General features: G+C 34.0%; 29 protein-coding genes and 1 pseudogene. All 30 read right to left on the reverse strand.

The window, feature by feature from the left end; genetic code table 11:
- Positions 1-108: 108 nt before the first annotated feature.
- Entirely contained in the window at positions 109-471 is a 363-nt protein-coding gene (gene rplQ / locus ACESR5_RS11650) for a 50S ribosomal protein L17 (RefSeq protein ID WP_087245400.1), read from the reverse strand.
- Between the two features lie 35 nt (positions 472-506).
- Complete coding sequence (locus tag ACESR5_RS11655) at positions 507-1,451, reverse strand: DNA-directed RNA polymerase subunit alpha (protein WP_087245398.1); 945 nt, start codon at positions 1,449-1,451, stop codon at positions 507-509.
- Between the two features lie 41 nt (positions 1,452-1,492).
- Positions 1,493-1,882 (reverse strand): 30S ribosomal protein S11, encoded by a 390-nt coding sequence (rpsK, locus tag ACESR5_RS11660; protein ID WP_087245396.1) that lies wholly within the window; start codon positions 1,880-1,882, stop codon positions 1,493-1,495.
- 14 nt (positions 1,883-1,896) lie between these two features.
- A complete protein-coding gene (rpsM, locus tag ACESR5_RS11665; protein WP_087245394.1) occupies positions 1,897-2,262 on the reverse strand; it encodes a 30S ribosomal protein S13 in 366 nt (121 codons plus the stop codon).
- 14 nt (positions 2,263-2,276) lie between these two features.
- On the reverse strand, positions 2,277-2,390 hold the full coding sequence (gene rpmJ / locus ACESR5_RS11670; protein WP_006505646.1) for a 50S ribosomal protein L36: 114 nt from the start codon (positions 2,388-2,390) through the stop codon (positions 2,277-2,279).
- A 30-nt stretch (positions 2,391-2,420) separates the two neighbouring features.
- Entirely contained in the window at positions 2,421-2,642 is a 222-nt protein-coding gene (gene infA / locus ACESR5_RS11675; RefSeq protein ID WP_087245392.1) for a translation initiation factor IF-1, read from the reverse strand.
- A gap of 16 nt (positions 2,643-2,658) precedes the next feature.
- Positions 2,659-3,405: a type I methionyl aminopeptidase gene (map, locus tag ACESR5_RS11680; protein ID WP_087245390.1), complete on the reverse strand. Its 747-nt coding sequence runs from the start codon at positions 3,403-3,405 to the stop codon at positions 2,659-2,661.
- Positions 3,405-4,052, reverse strand: a complete 648-nt coding sequence (locus ACESR5_RS11685; RefSeq protein ID WP_087245388.1) for an adenylate kinase — start codon at positions 4,050-4,052, stop codon at positions 3,405-3,407. Before ACESR5_RS11685 ends, map begins: the two co-directional genes overlap by 1 nt.
- A gap of 23 nt (positions 4,053-4,075) precedes the next feature.
- Complete coding sequence (secY, locus tag ACESR5_RS11690; protein WP_373155938.1) at positions 4,076-5,377, reverse strand: preprotein translocase subunit SecY; 1,302 nt, start codon at positions 5,375-5,377, stop codon at positions 4,076-4,078.
- A gap of 1 nt (position 5,378) precedes the next feature.
- The gene (gene rplO / locus ACESR5_RS11695) at positions 5,379-5,819 is read right to left on the reverse strand and encodes a 50S ribosomal protein L15 (RefSeq protein WP_087245384.1); all 441 of its coding nucleotides are present in this window, start codon (positions 5,817-5,819) and stop codon (positions 5,379-5,381) included.
- Between the two features lie 11 nt (positions 5,820-5,830).
- Positions 5,831-6,022, reverse strand: a complete 192-nt coding sequence (rpmD, locus tag ACESR5_RS11700; protein WP_087245382.1) for a 50S ribosomal protein L30 — start codon at positions 6,020-6,022, stop codon at positions 5,831-5,833.
- Between the two features lie 14 nt (positions 6,023-6,036).
- The gene (rpsE, locus tag ACESR5_RS11705) at positions 6,037-6,600 is read right to left on the reverse strand and encodes a 30S ribosomal protein S5 (RefSeq protein WP_087245380.1); all 564 of its coding nucleotides are present in this window, start codon (positions 6,598-6,600) and stop codon (positions 6,037-6,039) included.
- A gap of 14 nt (positions 6,601-6,614) precedes the next feature.
- Entirely contained in the window at positions 6,615-6,971 is a 357-nt protein-coding gene (gene rplR / locus ACESR5_RS11710; protein WP_087245378.1) for a 50S ribosomal protein L18, read from the reverse strand.
- A gap of 28 nt (positions 6,972-6,999) precedes the next feature.
- The gene (rplF, locus tag ACESR5_RS11715; protein ID WP_087245376.1) at positions 7,000-7,545 is read right to left on the reverse strand and encodes a 50S ribosomal protein L6; all 546 of its coding nucleotides are present in this window, start codon (positions 7,543-7,545) and stop codon (positions 7,000-7,002) included.
- Positions 7,546-7,573: 28 nt separating this feature from the next.
- The gene (gene rpsH / locus ACESR5_RS11720) at positions 7,574-7,963 is read right to left on the reverse strand and encodes a 30S ribosomal protein S8 (RefSeq protein ID WP_087245374.1); all 390 of its coding nucleotides are present in this window, start codon (positions 7,961-7,963) and stop codon (positions 7,574-7,576) included.
- A 33-nt stretch (positions 7,964-7,996) separates the two neighbouring features.
- On the reverse strand, positions 7,997-8,182 hold the full coding sequence (locus ACESR5_RS11725; RefSeq protein WP_087245372.1) for a type Z 30S ribosomal protein S14: 186 nt from the start codon (positions 8,180-8,182) through the stop codon (positions 7,997-7,999).
- Between the two features lie 14 nt (positions 8,183-8,196).
- Positions 8,197-8,739: a 50S ribosomal protein L5 gene (rplE, locus tag ACESR5_RS11730; RefSeq protein WP_239386244.1), complete on the reverse strand. Its 543-nt coding sequence runs from the start codon at positions 8,737-8,739 to the stop codon at positions 8,197-8,199.
- A gap of 15 nt (positions 8,740-8,754) precedes the next feature.
- Positions 8,755-9,087, reverse strand: coding sequence for a 50S ribosomal protein L24 (gene rplX, locus ACESR5_RS11735; RefSeq protein WP_087245368.1), 333 nt, complete (start codon positions 9,085-9,087; stop codon positions 8,755-8,757).
- 14 nt (positions 9,088-9,101) lie between these two features.
- A complete protein-coding gene (rplN, locus tag ACESR5_RS11740; RefSeq protein ID WP_087245366.1) occupies positions 9,102-9,470 on the reverse strand; it encodes a 50S ribosomal protein L14 in 369 nt (122 codons plus the stop codon).
- Positions 9,471-9,499: 29 nt separating this feature from the next.
- Positions 9,500-9,760, reverse strand: a complete 261-nt coding sequence (rpsQ, locus tag ACESR5_RS11745) for a 30S ribosomal protein S17 (protein WP_087245364.1) — start codon at positions 9,758-9,760, stop codon at positions 9,500-9,502.
- 12 nt (positions 9,761-9,772) lie between these two features.
- Positions 9,773-9,952 (reverse strand): 50S ribosomal protein L29, encoded by a 180-nt coding sequence (gene rpmC / locus ACESR5_RS11750; RefSeq protein WP_373155947.1) that lies wholly within the window; start codon positions 9,950-9,952, stop codon positions 9,773-9,775.
- A gap of 17 nt (positions 9,953-9,969) precedes the next feature.
- Positions 9,970-10,380, reverse strand: coding sequence for a 50S ribosomal protein L16 (gene rplP / locus ACESR5_RS11755; protein ID WP_087304983.1), 411 nt, complete (start codon positions 10,378-10,380; stop codon positions 9,970-9,972).
- A gap of 2 nt (positions 10,381-10,382) precedes the next feature.
- Positions 10,383-11,036, reverse strand: coding sequence for a 30S ribosomal protein S3 (rpsC, locus tag ACESR5_RS11760; protein WP_087245358.1), 654 nt, complete (start codon positions 11,034-11,036; stop codon positions 10,383-10,385).
- Between the two features lie 11 nt (positions 11,037-11,047).
- Positions 11,048-11,380: a 50S ribosomal protein L22 gene (gene rplV, locus ACESR5_RS11765; protein ID WP_087245356.1), complete on the reverse strand. Its 333-nt coding sequence runs from the start codon at positions 11,378-11,380 to the stop codon at positions 11,048-11,050.
- 20 nt (positions 11,381-11,400) lie between these two features.
- Positions 11,401-11,679: a 30S ribosomal protein S19 gene (gene rpsS / locus ACESR5_RS11770; RefSeq protein ID WP_087245354.1), complete on the reverse strand. Its 279-nt coding sequence runs from the start codon at positions 11,677-11,679 to the stop codon at positions 11,401-11,403.
- 18 nt (positions 11,680-11,697) lie between these two features.
- Entirely contained in the window at positions 11,698-12,531 is an 834-nt protein-coding gene (gene rplB / locus ACESR5_RS11775) for a 50S ribosomal protein L2 (RefSeq protein WP_087245352.1), read from the reverse strand.
- Positions 12,532-12,589: 58 nt separating this feature from the next.
- On the reverse strand, positions 12,590-12,880 hold the full coding sequence (gene rplW / locus ACESR5_RS11780) for a 50S ribosomal protein L23 (protein WP_087245350.1): 291 nt from the start codon (positions 12,878-12,880) through the stop codon (positions 12,590-12,592).
- Positions 12,880-13,506, reverse strand: coding sequence for a 50S ribosomal protein L4 (rplD, locus tag ACESR5_RS11785; protein ID WP_087245348.1), 627 nt, complete (start codon positions 13,504-13,506; stop codon positions 12,880-12,882). The genes rplW and rplD overlap by 1 nt, the downstream gene beginning before the upstream one ends.
- Positions 13,507-13,627: 121 nt before the next feature.
- Positions 13,628-14,245 (reverse strand): annotated as a pseudogene (gene rplC / locus ACESR5_RS11790) (50S ribosomal protein L3); the annotation flags it as partial.
- A gap of 21 nt (positions 14,246-14,266) precedes the next feature.
- Positions 14,267-14,575, reverse strand: a complete 309-nt coding sequence (gene rpsJ / locus ACESR5_RS11795) for a 30S ribosomal protein S10 (RefSeq protein WP_087245344.1) — start codon at positions 14,573-14,575, stop codon at positions 14,267-14,269.
- Positions 14,576-15,125 lie beyond the last annotated feature (550 nt).

Here is a 15,125-nt window from a genome sequence, read left to right on the forward strand (position 1 = left end):
CATTACTTTTTATTTTGCTCATTGTTAATATTTGCTTTAAGCGTTTATCAACCAAACGAAACCAAATTCCTATAATAATATAAAAAAAGTGATGAATCCATCACTTTTTTAGAATAAACCAATAACTGCCATTGGTGCATTATCACCTTTACGATTATATGTTTTTAAAACACGAGTGTATCCACCATTTTTATCTGCATATTTTGGTGCAACTTCATCAAATAATTTTTGAACAGCAGTTTTACCAGTAGCAGGATCAACAACATCTTGTAATACTTGTGCTGCTTGTCTTCTTGCATGTAAATCTCCACGTTTTCCTAAAGTAATTAATTCGTCAACGATTGAACGAACTTCTTTTGCTCTCGTTACTGTTGTTTCGATTTTTCCATACATGATAACATCTGTAGCTAAGTTACGTAACATTGCTTTTCTATGAGATGATACACGCCCTAATTTTCTATTGTGTGCCATAAATTAGTGCTCCTTCCAAAATATTTATTCTATTATTAATCAACTTGTTTAAAACCTAAACCTAATTCGATTAATTTTTCTTTTACTTCTTTAAGTGATTTCTTACCTAAGTTTCTCACTTTAATCATATCGTCTTCACTCTTAGAAGCGAGTTCTTGAACTGTTTGAATACCAGCTCTTTTTAAGCAATTATATGAACGTACAGATAAGTCTAATTCTTCAATAGTCATATCTAATACTTTATTACTTGTGTCTTCTTCAGTTTCACTCATAACTTCCATGTTCATTGCCATATCAGTTAATTCAACAAACATATTTAAGTGTTCCACTAAAATTTTAGCAGCTAATGCTAAAGCTTCATGTGGTTGGATAGATCCATCAGTTGTAACTTCTAAAGTTAACTGATCATATTTTGCACTCTGTCCAACACGTGTAGGTTCAACATTATAAGCTACTTTTACAACTGGTGAATAAATAGAATCAGTTGCAATAACACCAATTGTGTTGATCATCTTTTTGTTCTGATCAGCACTCATGTAACCACGATCTTTATGAGCATACATTTCCATATAGAAATGTGCACCTTCAGCAACATGGGCAATTTCCATATCGTTTGAAATCATAGTTACATTTGATGGACATTGAATGTCAGCACCAGTAACAACAGCTGGTCCCTTGACATCAATTACCATAGTTACATCATCATCACCATCAATTGCAAAAACCAATTTTTTAATGTTTAAGATAATTGAAGTGACATCTTCAACGACACCATCAACTGCAGAAAATTCATGGATTGCTCCTTGAACTTTAATTGCGTGAACTGCACATCCAGGAATAGATGATAACAAAACTCTACGTAATGCATTTCCTAAAGTTGTTCCGAAACCTCTTTCTAAAGGTTCAATAACAAACTTACCATAGAAATCTGTTTCATCATATTCTGCGACATTAAAATTTGCTTTTTCGAACTTTTGCATTATTTCCCTCCTCACTTAGAAATAACTACTTTTTTACTTCATTATCCACGAGGACGTTTTGGTGGACGACAACCATTATGTGGAATTGGTGTAACATCATTAATTGAAGTTACTTCTAATCCAGCAGCTTGTAAAGCTCTTACTGCAGCTTCACGTCCTGGTCCTGGTCCTTTAACACAGACGTCAACAGTTTTCATACCATGATCCATTGATGCTTTTGCAGCAGCTTCAGCAGCCATTTGCGCAGCATATGGAGTTGATTTTCTTGATCCTTTGAAACCAAGTGCTCCAGCACTTGACCAAGTGATTACATTCCCATGTTCATCAGTTACAGTAACAATTGTGTTATTGAAAGTTGAATGTACATGTGCGACACCTTTTGCTATATTCTTTTTAACACGTCTTTTACCACGAGTATTGTTTCTTGCCATTTTCGTTCAACCTCCTATTTTTTCTTACCAGCAATTGGACGAGCTTTACCTTTACGAGTACGAGCATTTGTTTTTGTTTTTTGTCCACGTACTGGAAGTCCTTTACGATGACGGATTCCTCTATAGCATCCAATTTCCATTAAACGTTTAATATTTAATGCAACTTCTCTACGAAGATCTCCTTCAACTTTATAATTTTCTACTTCTTTTCTAAGTTTTCCTTCTTCTTCTTCTGTTAAATCTTTAACTCTTACATCTTCACTGATTCCAGTTGCAGCACAAATTTTTTGAGCTGTTGATAAACCGATACCATAGATATAAGTTAAAGAAACTACCACACGTTTATCACGTGGGATATCAACACCTGCTATACGAGCCATTGTTTCTCCTCCTATTAACCTTGTCTTTGTTTGTGTTTAGGGTTTTCACAGATTACCATTACTCTACCCTTACGTTTAATTACTCTGCATTTATCGCATATTGGTTTTACAGATGGTCTTACTTTCATCTTAATCTTTACCTCCTTTGGGAAGATTTTCTACTTATGTCTAAATGTGATTCGCCCACGTGTTAAATCATATGGAGAAATCTCTACGGTTACTTTATCCCCCGGTAAAATGCGAATGTAATTCATACGGATTTTACCAGAAACGTGAGCCATAATAACCGCTCCATTTTCCAACTCAACCTTAAACATTGCATTAGGTAATGTTTCAAGGACAGTTGCTTCTACTTCAATAACGTCATCTTTTTTTGCCATTGATTATAACTCCCTTTTAAAGTTTTGTCAAAATCTCATACCCATCACTTGTAATGACAATAGTATGTTCATAATGAGCTGCGAGAGATCTATCTCTTGTTACAACAGTCCAATCATCATCTAAGACATCAGTTTCACATCTTCCTAGATGAGCCATTGGTTCTATTGCTAAAGTCATTCCCTCTTTTAATCTAGGTCCTTTTCCTGGTGCTCCATAATTAGGAACAGCAGGATCTTCATGAACTTTTGTGCCAATTCCATGACCTGTATAATCTCTTGGAGTTGAACATCCATGATTTTCTAGATATGTTTGAACAGCATGAGATATATCGGATAAACGATTACCAGGTTTGACTTGTGCTAAACCTGCATAAAGTGCTTCTTCAGTCACTTTCATAAGATGAGCAGCATCATCACTAATCTGCCCTACAGCATATGTCCAAGCACTATCACCATGATAGCCCTTATAACATGCACCTACATCCACTGAGATAATATCACCATCTTTAAGTTTTCTATGATCAGGAATCCCATGAACAACAACTTCATTAATTGAAGTACATACTGCTCCTGGAAAACCATATAGGTTCAAAAATGATGGTGTTGCACCAGCATCACGTATAATCTTTTCACAGAATTTATTAATTTCCATGGTTGTGATTCCAGGTTTAATAAATTCTTTTAAGTGACTATGAACAAGTGCCACAATGCGACCAGCCTCACGCATCAACTCAATTTCTCTTTGGTCTTTTGTGACAATCATTATTTACCCTCCAAGCTTTTTTCAATGTCTTTAAAGACGTCTTCCATAGGTTGGTCACCGTTAATATTAATGATTGTACCTTTCATTGTATAATAATCAATCAAAGGTCGAGTTTGTTTGTTATACGTATCAAGTCTAATTTTGACAGCTTCTTCGCTCTCATCTTCTCTTTGATACAAAGTTCCACCACATTTGTCACAAACACCTTCAACTTTAGGTGGATTAAATTCAACATGGAATGTTGCTCCACAATTTTTGCAAGTTCTTCTACCAGACAATCTTGTGATTAATTTTTCAACTGGAATGTCTAAATTTATAATTGCATCAATTGTAAAATCAAATTCTTTCGCAATACTTTCAAGTTCTCTCGCTTGAACTATTGTTCTAGGGAATCCATCTAAGATAAAACCATTTTCAAAAGTGTTTTCACTTAAATATTCCCTAAGCATTTCAATCGTATAATCGTCTGGTACAAGGTGCCCAAATTGCATGAAATATTTAGCAATTACACCAAACTTTGTTTGTTCACGTAAAGCTTTTCTAAATAAATCGCCAGTAGATATTTGTGTTAAACCGTATTTTTTAACAAGTCTTTCAGCTTGAGTCCCTTTACCAGCACCAGGAGGCCCCATTAAAATAATGTTCATTTTTCTACACCTCTTTTATTATACTATTTTCTAATATATCCATGATACTCTTTACGAGTAATTAAAGTTTTAATCTGTCTTGTTGTTTCAAGAGCAACACCTGTAATGATAATCAATCCAGTTCCTCCTAATGTCAAAGCAGCATTAGAAGTTTGTGACCAAATAACTGGTGTTATGATAGGAATTGCCGCAACAATAACTAAGAAGATTGATCCGACAACAGTTACTCTATTTAAAACCGTACTTATGAATTTTTCTGTATCTAAACCAGTTCTTACGCCAGGAATTGATCCACCATTTTTCTTTAAATCATTGCTAATCTTATGTGCATCAATTTGTAAATTAGAATAGAAGAATGCAAATAAAACTATCATAAGAAGATATAAGCAAAAACCAAATGGTTCCTGATAATTCAAAATGGTATCAATAGTTCGCGTTATATTATTTGAATCCATAAAACTAATGATTGTTCTTGGAGCTGCTAATACAGATGCAGCAAAGATAACTGGCAATACACCTGAACTATTAATCTTAATAGGCATATGTGTCGTATCTTTTGTTCTCATTGTTGGATTAGAATTTGTTGCATACATAATTGGTATTTTTCTAACTGCACCTTCGTTAAACACTACAAAGATAACAATTGCTAAATATACAATGACAAACAATGCATACCACAAAATTCCTAAAATCATTGTCTGTGTTCCCTTATCAAATGAAACCAAATTGTTGAATGTTGTAATAAAGTTAGTTGGTAAACTTGCCACAATACCTGTGAAAATCAATAATGATGTTCCGTTTCCAACACCCTTTTGAGTGATTTGATCACCCATCCACATAGCCAACATACTTCCTGCTATCATAACAAGAACTACATAAGCATAATTCCACAATGATGATGAACCAAGAATTCCATACATATTATCAAATGCATATGTTAATGATCCACCTTGAATAGCAGCCAAGACGAGTGTAACATATCGTGTCACTCTATCTTTTTTCTTTTTACCAGTATTTCCTTCTTTTTGCCATTGAGCTAATACTGGAATAACATCCATTGATAATAATTCAATAATAATAGATGCTGTAATATATGGAGAAATTCCTAATGAAAATATAGAAAATCTCTCTAACATTCCTCCACCTAACATGTTCATAATTCCTAGGATACCACTATTAGCTGCTGAAGCTGTAATTGCATCAGCATTAATTGATGGAATTGTAATAGCAGCACCCAAACGGAATACAAACAACATACCAAGTGTAAACATGATTCTACGACGTAATTCTCCTTTTTTAAAAACATTCTTAAAAAAGTTTAACATCCTAGATCACCTCAGTTTTTCCACCTGCAGCTTCAATTGCAGCAATGGCTGACTTTGAGAATTTCTTTGCTTTAACAGTTAAAGCAACTTCTAACTTTCCATTACCTAAAACTTTTAAACCATCTAATTCTTTTTTAATTAAACCACATTCTTTTAAAGCAGCCATATCTACAACACTACCTGCTTCAAATTTATTTAAATCTTCTACATTAACAATAGCATATTCAACTCTATTGAAGTTTGTGAAACCACGTTTTGGTAAACGCATGAATAATGGTGTTTGTCCACCTTCAAATCCAGGTTTTTTTCCTCCACCACTTCTAGCTCCAGCACCTTTTTGACCTCTACCAGAAGTTTTACCATGTCCTGAGCTTGTTCCACGTCCAACACGTTTTCTATTTCTACGTGCTCCTTCAGTGTATTGTAATTCGTGTAATTTCATTTTTACACCTCCTACTTACTTTCTTCAACTTTAACAAGGTGGCTAACAGTATTAATCATACCTTGAATCGTTTCGCTATTTACTTTTTCAACTGATTTGTGCATTTTTGTTAAACCTAACGCTTTAAGAGTATCCTTTTGATTCTTTTTAGCACCAATTGGACTTTTTACAAGCGTAATGATAACTGTATTTTTTTCTGCCATTTCTTACGCTCCTCCTATCCGTAAATTTCTTCAACTTTTTTATCTCTTAATTCAGCAACTTGTTGAACAGTTTTTAATAATTTTAAACCTTCTACAGTTGCACGAACCATGTTGATTGGAGTTCTTGAACCAATTGATTTAGAAATAATATCTGAATATCCAGCCAATTCAACAACAGCACGAACTGGTCCACCAGCAATGATTCCAGTACCTTCAGATGCAGGTCTTAAGAATACATGTCCTGATCCATACATACCATTGATTTCATGAGGAATTGTTCCATGAATAATTGGTACATTAATAACATTTCTTTTAGCTGCTTCAGATGCTTTTCTAATAGCATCAGGTACTTCGTTAGCTTTACCTGTTCCAAATCCAACGCGACCTTTTTTATCACCGATAACTACTAATGCAGCAAAGCGGAATTTACGTCCCCCTTTAACAACTTTAGTTACACGGTTAATTGTGACAACACGTTCTTCGAATTCTTTTTCAACTCTTGGTCCATTTCTTCTTGGTCCATTTCTTCTTGGTCCATTTCTTCTTGGTCCATTTTCTCTTGGTTTACGTTGTTCCATTCTTTAACCTCCTATTAGAATTTTAATCCAGCTTCTCTAGCAGCTTCAGCTAGTGCTTTCACACGACCATGATAAATATATCCACCACGATCGAATACTACATTTTCAATATTTTTGGCGATAGCTCTCTTTGCAATTTCAGTACCAACCTGTGTAGCAGCTTCAACATTTCCACCGTTTGCTAATTTCATATCTACTGAAGATGCAGCAACCAAAGTCACTCCATTGACATCATCAATGATTTGTGCATGGATATGAGAGCTTGAACGGAATACATTTAAACGAGGACATTCAGGAGTTCCACTGATTTTTCTACGAACTCTTGCATGACGTTTTTTACGTAAATCGTTTCTTGACATAGTTTTAGCCATGATAATAGCTCCTTCCTTATTTCATTAACTACTTTTTACCAGCAGTTTTACCTTCTTTTCTAATAATTCTTTCATCAACGTATTTGATACCTTTTCCTTTATAAGGTTCAGGTTTCTTCACAGCTCTAATTCTTGCTGCAATTTCTCCAACTCTTTCTTTAGAGATTCCTGATACAATAATTGATGTCTGAGATGGAGTTTCAATTTTAACTCCTTCTTCACCTTCAACTTCAACTGGATGAGAATATCCAACATTTAATACTAATTTATTACCTTGCATTTGAGCACGGTATCCAATACCAACAACTTCTAACTCTTTTTTATAACCGTTGTGTACACCTTCGATCATATTGGCAAGTAAAGCTCTTGTTGTACCGTGTAATTGTTTTACATGCTTTTGTTCACTTGTTCTGCTTACTGTAATTGTGTTTTCATCCATATTGATATTAATCAATGGTGAAAACTGTCTGACTAAAGTCCCTTTTGCACCTGTAACTGTGACAGTATTATCAGCAGCAATTTCCACTTTTACACCTTCAGGTACGTTGATAATCTTATTACCTACACGAGACATCAGTTACACCTCCTGTTTTCTTATTTTATTACCAGATATATGCTAATACTTCTCCACCGATTTGTTTAGCTCTTGCTTCTTTATCAGTCATTAATCCTTGAGAAGTAGATAATACAACGATTCCTAAACCATTTAATACCTTAGGAATTTCATTAACTTTGGCATATTGACGAAGACCAGGTTTAGAAACTCTTTTTAACCCAGTGATAACTCTATCGTTTCCTTTATATTTTAAAGTGATGACAATGTTTTTAATGACACCTTCACCTTCAACTTTATATCCTTTAATAAATCCTTCGTTTTTCAAAATTTCAGCTAATTGCACTTTTAATTTTGATGCAGGAACCACAACTTCATCATGACGTTGTTGATTCGCATTACGAATTCTTGTTAACATATCTGCAATTGGATCTGTCATTTGAAATGTCCTCCTTCCATTTGGATGATTTGATTACCAGCTTGCTTTTTTAACACCAGGAATTTCACCTTTATAAGCTAATTCTCTGAAGCAAATACGGCATAATTTGAATTTTTTAATTACTGCATGTGGACGTCCACAACGTTCGCATCTTGTATATTCACGAACTTTGTATTTTTGAGGACGTTGTTGTTTAACTTTCATTGATGTTTTAGCCATTAATTAAGTCCTCCTTATTTATGGAATGGCATTCCTAATTGTGCTAATAATTCATGACCTTCTTCATCAGTTTTAGCAGTTGTTACGAATACAATATCCATTCCTCTGATTTTGTTTACTTTATCGAAATTGATTTCAGGGAAAATTAATTGTTCTTTAACACCTAAAGTGTAATTTCCTCTTCCATCAAAAGAATTCTTTGGTACTCCTCTAAAATCTCTTACACGAGGTAAAGAAATACTGATTAATTTATCTAAGAATTCATACATTCTTTCTCCACGTAAAGTGACTTTGCAACCAATTGGCATTCCTTCACGTAATTTAAATCCAGCAATTGATTTTTTAGCTCTCGTAATCACTGGTTTTTGTCCTGAAATTAAAGTTAATTCTTCAACAGCTTCATCTAATAATTTAGAGTTGCTAACTGCATCACCAACACCAATGTTGATAACAATTTTTTCCATAGCAGGAACTTGCATTACAGAACTATAATTAAATTTAGTCATTAATGACTTAACAATTTCATTTTCATAACGTTCCTTTAGTCGGTTCATTATTTAACCTCCTTCCGATTACTTTTTCTTCTTTGTAGTTTTATCTAATGCTTTACCTGTTTTTTTATTGATACGATATTTTTTACCGTCTTCATCAAAAGCATAACCAATTTTTACAGCTTGTTTTGCTTTTGAATCATAATATGCAACATTAGAAACATGAATAGGTGCTTCTCTTGTTACAATACCACCTTCTGGATCAGCTTGTGAAGGTTTGATGTGTTTTGTTACCATATTCACACCTTCAACAATCACTCTATCTTCTTTTCTTAGAATTTGAATAATTTCTCCAGTTTTCCCTTTATCGCTACCAGCGATAACTTGAACTGTATCACCTACACGTAATTTCATCTTCTCGTTTCCTCCTATAATACCTCAGGAGCTAATGATACGATTTTCATGAAATCTGCATCTCTTAACTCTCTTGCTACCGGTCCAAAGATACGAGTTCCTCTAGGTGAATTATCATCTTTAATAATAACGCAAGCATTATCATCAAATTTAATGTATGAACCATTATCACGGTTTACACCATATTTTGTTCTTACGATAACAGCTTTTACAACTTCACCTTTTTTAACTGTACCACCTGGAGTCGCTTGTTTTACTGTCGCTACGACTACATCACCGATGTTACTAAATTTTCTATTTGAACCACCAAGGTTTCTAATTACTAGTACTTCTTTTGCTCCTGTATTGTCAGCAACTTTTAATCTGCTTTCATTCTGGATCATTCAAGTGACCTCCTTTCAGATTCTTCTTATTAAATAATTTCTGCTTTCTTTACAATTTCTACTAAACGGAAACGTTTAGTTGCTGATAATGGACGAGTTTCCATAATTTTAACAACATCTCCATCTCTAGCAATATTTTCTTCATCATGAGCCTTAAACTTTTTAGAAGATTTAACACGTTTTCCGTATTTTTTGTGTTTTACATGAGTTTCAACTAAAACAGTAATTGTTTTATCCATTTTTGTAGAAACAACTGTTCCAGTATAAACCTTACGATTATTTCTTTCCATAGTCTACTCCTTCTATTTGTTTAATTCTCTTTCTCTAATAATTGTTTTAATTCTTGCGATATTTTTTCTAACTGTTCTAATACGAGCAGTATTTTCTAATTGTCCTGTTGCTTGTTGGAATCTTAATCCAAATAATTCTTTTTTGTACTCTTCTACTTTGTTAAGTAATTCTTGAGTTTCTGTATTTCTAATATCTTGAACTGTCACAATTACTCACCTCTTCCAATAATCTTACATTTCACTGGTAATTTGTGAGATGCAAGTCTTAATGCTTCTCTTGCAACTTCTTCTTCTACACCAGCAACTTCGAACATAACGCGACCTGTTTTTACAACTGCTACCCATTCTTCTGGAGCACCTTTACCTGAACCCATACGGACTTCAAGAGGTTTCTTTGTTTTAGCTAAATGAGGGAAGATTCTAATCCAAACTTGCCCACCACGTTTCATATAACGGTTCATAGCAATACGAGCTGCTTCGATTTGTCTTGAAGTAATCCAAGCACCTTCTAAAGCTTGTAATCCATATTCACCAAAAGAAACTTGAGTTCCACCTTTAGCTTTACCTTCATATTTGATTCTATGAGGTCTTCTATATTTAGTTCTCTTAGGCATCAACATGATTATTTATCCCCTTTCTTCTTTGCAGGAAGAATTTCTCCCTTACAAATCCAAACTTTTACTCCTAATTTTCCATAAGTTGTGTCAGCTTCAGCAGTCGCATAATCAATGTCAGCTCTTAATGTATGAAGAGGTACAACACCTTCAGAATAACCTTCAGTTCTTGCCATATCAGCACCACCTAAACGTCCTGAAACAGCTGTTTTGATTCCTTTAGCACCAGCTCTCATTGCAGCTTGAATAGCTCTTTTTTGAACTGTTCTAAATGAAGCACGGTTTTCTAATTGTTCAGCAATCTTGTTTGCTACAAGTTGAGCAACAACATCTGGATTTTTAATTTCAACGATATTGATAAACACTTGTTTACCATTAACCATTTTTGCAACTTCTTTTCTTAAAGCATCAACAGCTTCACCATCTTTTCCAATAACAACACCTGGACGAGATGTATGAACATAGATGCTTACACGATTTTTAGATCTTTCAATTTCAATGTTAGCGACATAAGCGCCTTTTAACTTTGCATATAAGAATTCACGAATTTTAATATCTTCATGTAATAATGAAGCAAAGTCTTTATCATTAGCGTACCATCTTGAATTCCAATTACGGTTAACACCAACACGTAATCCTACTGGACTTACTTTTTGACCCATACTTTGCCCTCCTATCTTTCAGCAACCACACAAGTGATGTGGCTTGTTCTTTTTAAAATTTGAGTTCCGCTTCCTTTTGCTCTTGCACGGAATCTTTTTAATGTAGGACCTTCATCCACATAAATTTCTTTGATGTATAATTTATCTTCTTCTGCACCTTCATTGAATACAGCGTTTTGTGCAGCAGATTTAACGACTTTAATGATTGCAGGAGTTGCACTTTTATTAACGAATTCTAAGATTCCAAGTGCTTCTTTTACTTGCTTCCCTCTTACCAAGTCAACAACTAATCTTGCTTTTTGAGGTGAAACACGAATCATTTTAGCTTGAGCTCTTGCTTCCATGTTTATTTTCTCCTCTCTTTCTATTTACCAGACTTTTTATCATCAGCATCATGACCATGATAAGTTCTTGTAGGAGCAAATTCTCCTAATTTATGTCCAACCATATCTTCAGTAACATATACTGGGATATGTTCTCTTCCGTTATAAACTGCGAACGTATGTTCAATAAATTGTGGGAAGATTGTAGAACGTCTTGACCATGTTTTAATGACTTCTTTTTTGTTAGCAGCATTTAATGCTTCTACTTTTTTCATTAAGTGTTCATCCACGAATGGACCTTTTTTTAAACTTCTTGCCATATTCTATAACCCTCCTTCTTATTTACCGTTACGACGACGTACGATTAATTTATTTGAAGCTTTTTTACTATCTCTAGTTTTAACTCCAAGAGCTTTTTTACCCCATGGAGTCATTGGTGCTTTACGACCGATTGAAGTTCTACCTTCACCACCACCATGAGGGTGATCATTAGGGTTCATAACAGAACCACGAACTGTAGGTCTAATACCTTTCCATCTATTACGACCAGCTTTACCAATGTTAACTAATCCATGATCTTCATTTCCAACAACACCAACTGTTGCTCTACAAACTGCTAAGAATTTTCTTACTTCACCAGAAGCTAATCTTACAGTTACATATTTTCCTTCTTTACCTAAGATTTGAGCAGACACACCAGCAGATCTAGCGATTTGTCCACCTTTTCCTGGATGCATTTCAATATTGTGGATAACTGTACCTTCAGGCATATTTCCCATTGGTAAGCTATTACCAACAATAATATCTGCATTTTCACCAGAAACAATTTTCATTCCAACTTCTAATCCTTTAGGAGCTAAAATATATCTTTTTTCACCATCTACATAGTGAATTAATGCAATATTTGCAGATCTGTTTGGATCATATTCAATTGTTGCAACTTTTCCAACAATATCATCTTTATTACGTTTAAAATCAATAATACGATATAAACGTTTATGTCCACCACCATGATGACGAGTAGTGATGACACCTTGATTATTACGCCCACCAGTTTTTGATAAACGAACTGTTAATGATTTCTCAGGCTTATTTGTTGTAATTTCTTCATAAGTCAAAGATGTCATATTACGACGTCCATTAGTTGTAGGCTTATATACTTTAATAGGCATCTGATTTCCTCCTTATTTTTCTTATCTGGAATGGAGTTCATTCCAATAGTTCTTCCAATTATTCTTCACCAAATAAATTGATTGAATATCCTTCTTTTAATTTAACAATAGCTTTTCTTCTTCTTTTTGTTTTACCAACGTATCTACCCATTCTTTTTGTTTTAGGTTTCACATTCATAATGTTTACACTTTCAACTTTAACATCAAACATTTTTTCAACTGCAACTTTAACTTCAGTTTTATTAGCAGTTAAATCTACATCAAATGTATATTTGTTTTCGTTTTGTTGTAACAATAAAGATTTTTCAGTAAGTACTGGTTTCTTTAAAACATCTGTAATATGTGCCATTATGCCAATACCTCCTCAACAGCTTTGATAGCTCCTTCAGTCATTACTAACTTAGTGCTATCTAAGATATCATATACGTTAAGTCCTTTTGAATTAATAACTTTAACACCTGGAATATTTCTTGCTGATAAAGCTACGTTTTCATCAACTTCATCCATAACGATTAATGTTTTTCTGTTAGCTTCTAAGTTTTCTAACACTTTGATCATTGCTTTTGTCTTTGGAGCTTCCATAGCGATATTATCTAAAACAGTTAATTCACTATCGATCACTTTTTGACTTAAAGCAGATTTAAGTGCTAAACGTCTTACTTTTCTGTTCATTTTTAATTTATAGTTTCTATCTGGTGTAGGACCAAATACAACTCCTCCACCTCTCCATTGTGGAGCACGGATAGATCCTTGTCTTGCTCTACCTGTACCTTTTTGACGCCAAGGTTTCTTTCCTCCACCTTTAACTTCAGTACGGTTTTTCACTTTATGAGTCCCTTGTCTCCATGAAGCTCTTTGTAGTAAGACCATATCAAAGATTGCTTGGTTATTTGGTTCAATACCAAATACAGATTCATTTAATTCTGTATCTTTAACTTTTTGTCCTTCTTGATTATATACTGCAACTTTTAACATTAGTTTTCCTCCTTTCGCTTCATTATTCAGCAGTTTCCACTGCATCAGTAGTTTCTTCTACCACTGGACTTTCAGTTTCATATACAATTAAATCTTTAGCAGGATTAACTTTACCGTTTCCTTTTACTGCAGATTTAACAACAACTAAACCTTTTTTAGGACCTGGAATTGATCCACTAATTAATAATACATTGTTTTCAACATCAACAGCAACGATTTCCAAGTTTTGAACTGTTCTTGTTACATGTCCCATATGTCCTGGTAATTTTTTACCTGGAGCGATTCTGTTAGGAGCGATTGGCCCCATTGAACCAACGATTCTATGAGCACCAGAACCATGTCCCATTGGTCCTCTTTGTTGTCCATGTCTTTTTATAACACCTTGATAACCTTTACCTTTGCTAGTTCCTGTTACATCTACCACTTCACCAGCTACAAAGCTATCAACTTTAATTTCTTGACCAACTTCATAACTCATCATTTCGTCATAACGAAATTCTCTAATGAAGCGCTTAGGAGCTGTTTCAGCTTTTGCAACATGACCTTTATGAGCTTTTGTTGCTAATTTTTCTCTCTTGTCTTCAAAACCAACTTGGATAGCATCATATCCGTCAGTAGCAACTGTTTTCTTTTGTAAAACAACGTTTGGTGTTGCTTCTACAACTGTTACTGGGATTAATTTTCCATCAGTAGTGAACACTTGAGTCATTCCAATCTTACGACCTAAGATTCCTTTCATGAGTTACACCTTTACCTTTCCTTATAATTTAATTTCAATATCAACACCACTTGGTAATTCTAAACGAGTTAAAACATCAACTGTTTCTGGTGTTGGATTCACAATGTCAATTAGACGTTTGTGAGTTCTGATTTCAAATTGTTCACGAGAATCTTTATACTTGTGAACTGCTCTTAAAATTGTATAAACTTCTTTTTCAGTTGGTAGAGGTACAGGACCTACAACTTGTGCTCCTGACTTCTTCGCAGCTGATACAATTTTTTCAGCAGAAGTATCTAAGATTTTGTGATCAAATGATTTCAAACGAATTCTAATTTTGTTGTTTGCCATGACTTATTCCTCCTTCTTGCCAATTTATTGGCCTGCTCGATGCGAATTCCCTGAATACGTCCTCCGCTCATGACAACGGCTATCAGCGTTTCAGCAACCTCGCACTTCTTCGCATTCACAACAAATGCATTTTACACTAAATAGCGCATTAAATCAAGTCTTTTTGCTAATCTTTTAAAAAATTTTTAATCTATTTTGAAGAGATTAAAAGGTTAGTCATTTTATTATAAATATTGCTATTTCCCTAATAAAAATCTTCAATTGATTAAGAGAAAATACAAACACAATATATCTTTTATACAACTTAAATGAATACTCATAAGGTTAATATATGAAATAACAGAAAGACTTTTCAGAAAAATCATTCATCATGCATGATTTTTTTCTTTTTCATAGAATCCAATAAACTTAATTTATTAAGATTATTGGACCATAGATATGATCGCTATGACTTTATCAGAATATATTTAGCAAAAAAAGAACCACCAGATGAGACAAGGTAGTCCTCTTTCTGTATACAAAATAAAAAAAGAAAGGGAATAGAATGACT

It is taken from the genome of Clostridium sp. AUH-JLR23 (assembly GCF_964238065.1).
Taxonomy (GTDB): Bacteria; Bacillota_I; Bacilli_A; order Erysipelotrichales; family Coprobacillaceae; genus Allocoprobacillus; species Allocoprobacillus merdigallinarum.

Bases quoted from the DNA above. Each gene is read 5' to 3' on its own strand.
- map (WP_087245390.1), bottom strand. From the start codon at position 3,405: ATGATTGTCACAAAAGACCAAAGAGAAATTGAGTTGATGCGTGAGGCT.
- rpsH (WP_087245374.1), bottom strand. From the start codon at position 7,963: ATGACAGATCCAATTGCAGATATGTTAACAAGAATTCGTAATGCGAAT.
- rpmD (WP_087245382.1), bottom strand. From the start codon at position 6,022: ATGGCAGAAAAAAATACAGTTATCATTACGCTTGTAAAAAGTCCAATT.
- rplW (WP_087245350.1), bottom strand. From the start codon at position 12,880: ATGGCACATATTACAGATGTTTTAAAGAAACCAGTACTTACTGAAAAA.
- ACESR5_RS11685 (WP_087245388.1), bottom strand. From the start codon at position 4,052: ATGAACATTATTTTAATGGGGCCTCCTGGTGCTGGTAAAGGGACTCAA.
- secY (WP_373155938.1), bottom strand. From the start codon at position 5,377: ATGTTAAACTTTTTTAAGAATGTTTTTAAAAAAGGAGAATTACGTCGT.
- rplB (WP_087245352.1), bottom strand. From the start codon at position 12,531: ATGCCTATTAAAGTATATAAGCCTACAACTAATGGACGTCGTAATATG.
- rplV (WP_087245356.1), bottom strand. From the start codon at position 11,380: ATGGAAGCAAGAGCTCAAGCTAAAATGATTCGTGTTTCACCTCAAAAA.
- rplR (WP_087245378.1), bottom strand. From the start codon at position 6,971: ATGGCTAAAACTATGTCAAGAAACGATTTACGTAAAAAACGTCATGCA.
- rplQ (WP_087245400.1), bottom strand. From the start codon at position 471: ATGGCACACAATAGAAAATTAGGGCGTGTATCATCTCATAGAAAAGCA.
- rpmJ (WP_006505646.1), bottom strand. From the start codon at position 2,390: ATGAAAGTAAGACCATCTGTAAAACCAATATGCGATAAATGCAGAGTA.
- rplP (WP_087304983.1), bottom strand. From the start codon at position 10,380: ATGTTGATGCCTAAGAGAACTAAATATAGAAGACCTCATAGAATCAAA.
- rpsE (WP_087245380.1), bottom strand. From the start codon at position 6,600: ATGGAACAACGTAAACCAAGAGAAAATGGACCAAGAAGAAATGGACCA.
- rpsK (WP_087245396.1), bottom strand. From the start codon at position 1,882: ATGGCAAGAAACAATACTCGTGGTAAAAGACGTGTTAAAAAGAATATA.
- rpsJ (WP_087245344.1), bottom strand. From the start codon at position 14,575: ATGGCAAACAACAAAATTAGAATTCGTTTGAAATCATTTGATCACAAA.
- rpsC (WP_087245358.1), bottom strand. From the start codon at position 11,036: ATGGGTCAAAAAGTAAGTCCAGTAGGATTACGTGTTGGTGTTAACCGT.
- ACESR5_RS11725 (WP_087245372.1), bottom strand. From the start codon at position 8,182: ATGGCTAAAACATCAATGAAAGTTAAACAACAACGTCCTCAAAAATAC.
- rpsM (WP_087245394.1), bottom strand. From the start codon at position 2,262: ATGGCTCGTATAGCAGGTGTTGATATCCCACGTGATAAACGTGTGGTA.
- rpsS (WP_087245354.1), bottom strand. From the start codon at position 11,679: ATGGCAAGAAGTTTAAAAAAAGGTCCATTCGTGGATGAACACTTAATG.
- rplX (WP_087245368.1), bottom strand. From the start codon at position 9,087: ATGAAATTACGTGTAGGTGATACAGTTCAAGTTATCGCTGGTAGCGAT.
- ACESR5_RS11655 (WP_087245398.1), bottom strand. From the start codon at position 1,451: ATGCAAAAGTTCGAAAAAGCAAATTTTAATGTCGCAGAATATGATGAA.
- rplN (WP_087245366.1), bottom strand. From the start codon at position 9,470: ATGATCCAGAATGAAAGCAGATTAAAAGTTGCTGACAATACAGGAGCA.
- rpsQ (WP_087245364.1), bottom strand. From the start codon at position 9,760: ATGGAAAGAAATAATCGTAAGGTTTATACTGGAACAGTTGTTTCTACA.
- rplF (WP_087245376.1), bottom strand. From the start codon at position 7,545: ATGTCTCGTGTAGGTAATAAGATTATCAACGTACCTGAAGGTGTAAAA.
- infA (WP_087245392.1), bottom strand. From the start codon at position 2,642: ATGGCAAAAAAAGATGACGTTATTGAAGTAGAAGCAACTGTCCTTGAA.
- rplO (WP_087245384.1), bottom strand. From the start codon at position 5,819: ATGAAATTACACGAATTACAATACACTGAAGGAGCACGTAGAAATAGA.
- rplD (WP_087245348.1), bottom strand. From the start codon at position 13,506: ATGTTAAAAGTTGCAGTATATAATCAAGAAGGACAAAAAGTTAAAGAT.